The sequence below is a fragment of the Mycobacterium sp. genome (assembly GCF_049683355.1).
Classification (GTDB): Bacteria; Actinomycetota; Actinomycetes; order Mycobacteriales; family Mycobacteriaceae; genus Mycobacterium.
Window position 1 is genome coordinate 1 of record NZ_JBAUJB010000173.1, and the last position, 2,671, is coordinate 2,671.

Consider the following 2,671-nt stretch of genomic DNA (forward strand, 5'->3'; position numbering starts at 1 on the left):
TCGCTGGTCGGTGCTGAGCCTCTCGCGGGCCGCCCGGCGCACCAGGTGGTGCGCACCGGCAGTGAGTGGTTCCTGATCGCCGACACCGGCGGCCCGTCGCAACACCGTCGACGCGGCCGCCGAGTGCACGTCGACGCGAGCCAGGTAGGCGGGCTGGTCACCGACGGCGGCGTCCACGTCGGCGGTGCTCGGCGCCGCGCCCTCCGGCCACCGCGATTCGTCCCAGCCGTGCGCCCAGATGACGCCGTCCGGCCGGGAGCGCGCATACCCACCGAGCAGTTCCAGGCAGTGCCGCAATGACGTGGCCTGACGCAGATCGAGGCCGGTCAGTGCCAGTCCGGTCGCGGTGGTGTGGACGTGGCTGTCCACGAACGCCGGGGCGACGAAGGCGCCGTCGAGGTCGGTCAACGTGGCGTCGGGAAACTGCACCCGTCCGACGTCGTCGCTGCCCAGCCAGGCGACGACGCCGTCGCGCACGGCCATCGCGGTCGCATCCGGCATGGAGGGGCTGTGCACCCGCCCGTTGAGCAGAAGGGTGGTGGTGGTCACTCCGGGAGGCGGGGTCGTTCGACGTGGGTGGTGTCGGTGACATCGGTGCGATCGGCGACGTCGGTGACGTCTGTGACATCGAGGACCTCACCCTCGATGTAGTCGCCACGACCTTGCCGGGGCGACTGACCCCGTGCACCGGCCGCGGCGCTGCCCATGGTGCTGACCCCGACGATCAGCGGGGCCCGACGAGCGGCCATCGCGGTGACAAGCGGGCGTGCCACCTTTCGGGTGGGCGGGAGCAGCAGCAGCGCTCCGAGTGCGGAACTGGCCAGACCGGGAATCACGACGAGCACCGTACCCAGTGCGACCAGCACGCTGTCGGTGACCGCCCCCTGGGCGTTCGCCGCGGTCAGCCCGGATTGCAGCCGCCGGATATGCCGGCGCACCTGGGAGCCTGCCAGCACGAGCCCGACCAGGAACACGCCGGCGACCAGCAGCACCGTCCAGCCGAAGCCGATCGTCGACGCCAACGCGACCAGCACGGCCAGCTCGACCAGCGCATAGAGCAAGAACAGCCTCATCGCCATGTTCTGCCAACGGTCGGGCGGCGCTGAAGGTTCCTAACCCGGCCCGCCGACCGGCGCCTCGACCTCGATTGCGGCGCGCACCTTGTCGATGCCGCCGCGCAGAATCGCCTGCGGTATCCACCACCACGCGTGCCACCAGTAGCGCCTGGTGACCATGTCGAACACCCGGCGGGTCTCGGATTTCGGCAGGTTCCGGGCAATCGCCTCGACGGGCTCACCCTTGGGCTTGCCCAGGACACCGCACTACTGGATCGTCACCCGCGGGGTGTTATTGATCCGCTTGGTCTTCCAAGATCCGTCGTCGGTGCTGATGACCAGCTTGTCTCCGTCGGGCACGCCCCACACCGGGGTCGGCTTGGGGCGTCCGTCCTTGGTGAAGGTGGTAAGCAGCAGATACTTCTCGCCGTAGACGTCTTTGAACGTGGGAGCCGGGTTGTTCATGGGGTCAGTTCACCGGCCTCAATTCGACGGTGACGTTCTTCTCCATGCCGCCGCGCAATTTCGAGAAGAAGTTGAAGGTCTTGCCGAGCAGCCCGTACCGCCTGCCGAGGGCCTCGTAGGTGGCCCCGTTGGCCGACTTGTGCAGGATCGCCGCGATGGCCTCGACCGCCTCGCCCTTGGGCTTGCCGCTTCGATCGCACTCGGCGATGGTCACCCGGGGGGTGTTGCGGATGCGCTTGACCTTCCAGGACTTCTCCTGGGTGATGGCGATCAGGCGGTCACCGTCGACGACGGCCCAGATGGCGGTCGGCTTCGGCCTGCCGTCCTTGGTGAACGTGGTCAGCAGGATGTACTCGGAGCCGGCAACATCGGCGAAAGTGGTGGCCATGTGCCCAATGTAGCGGCCACCCGCCGGGCCATTGACGTGCCCGACGGCGGCGTCAGGCGGCGTCGAAGGTGACGAGGTCGATGCTGAGTTGGCCTTCGAGGAGGCTGACCCTGCGTCGGATGGGTGGCCCGGGTAGCGGTGGGGCGGTGGACTGGTACACCGCTCCAGTGGGGGTGCGGTACTCGGCGCGGTGTTCCCCATCGGCCTCGGTGGTGCTGACGGTCCAGCCGGGGGCTTCTTTGGCGTAATTGCAGGCCTCACAGTCACCCAAACCGTTGCGGGCGCTGGTCGGGCCGCTGTCGCGGGCCGGGGTGGCGTGGTCGCAGTGCCGGATCGGGGCATCGCAGTACGGGGTCCGGCATTTCTGGTCACGCAACTGCAGGAATCGTGCCAACGCTTTCGGGAAGATCCGGGCCCGCGATTCCATCGCGACCAGCTGCCCGGATTTGGGGTGGCGGTACAGCCGGCGCAGCGTGGCCTTCACCTTGGTGTCGGTGGCCGCGTCGCCGGTCAGCGCGCAGGCCAGCCCGGTCGGGATGGGTCCGAAGTCCTGTAGCCAGGCCGATTCGGTGTCGTCGCCGGCCAGGGTGGTGTCGGCCATCACCATGTTCAACGCCACCGGCACCGGCTGCTCGGCGGGACGGCCGGTGATCCGTTCATAGGCGGTGTCGGCCATCACCTGCCCCCGCGACCGCCCGTCACACGTCAGGTCGGCTTCCCGTTTCAGCGCGGCATACACCGCTACGCCTTGCGCTACGGGCAG

The 2,671-nt window shown here is 68.8% G+C and carries 3 protein-coding genes and 2 pseudogenes; all 5 read right to left on the reverse strand.

Translation table 11 applies throughout. The annotated features are described in order from the left end of the window. The coding region (locus WA944_RS10520) for an amidohydrolase family protein (protein ID WP_526646879.1) at nt 1–501 on the reverse strand (501 nt) is incomplete at its 3' end. A gap of 44 nt (nt 502–545) precedes the next feature. Continuing rightward, on the reverse strand, nt 546–1,079 hold the full coding sequence (locus WA944_RS10525) for an FxsA family protein (protein ID WP_526372680.1): 534 nt from the start codon (nt 1,077–1,079) through the stop codon (nt 546–548). Between the two features lie 33 nt (nt 1,080–1,112). Further along, nucleotides 1,113–1,520: pseudogene (locus WA944_RS10530) on the reverse strand (PPOX class F420-dependent oxidoreductase). 4 nt (nt 1,521–1,524) lie between these two features. After that, a complete protein-coding gene (locus WA944_RS10535; RefSeq protein WP_526372679.1) occupies nt 1,525–1,908 on the reverse strand; it encodes a PPOX class F420-dependent oxidoreductase in 384 nt (127 codons plus the stop codon). A gap of 52 nt (nt 1,909–1,960) precedes the next feature. Continuing rightward, nucleotides 1,961–2,671 (reverse strand): annotated as a pseudogene (locus WA944_RS10540) (HNH endonuclease); the annotation flags it as partial.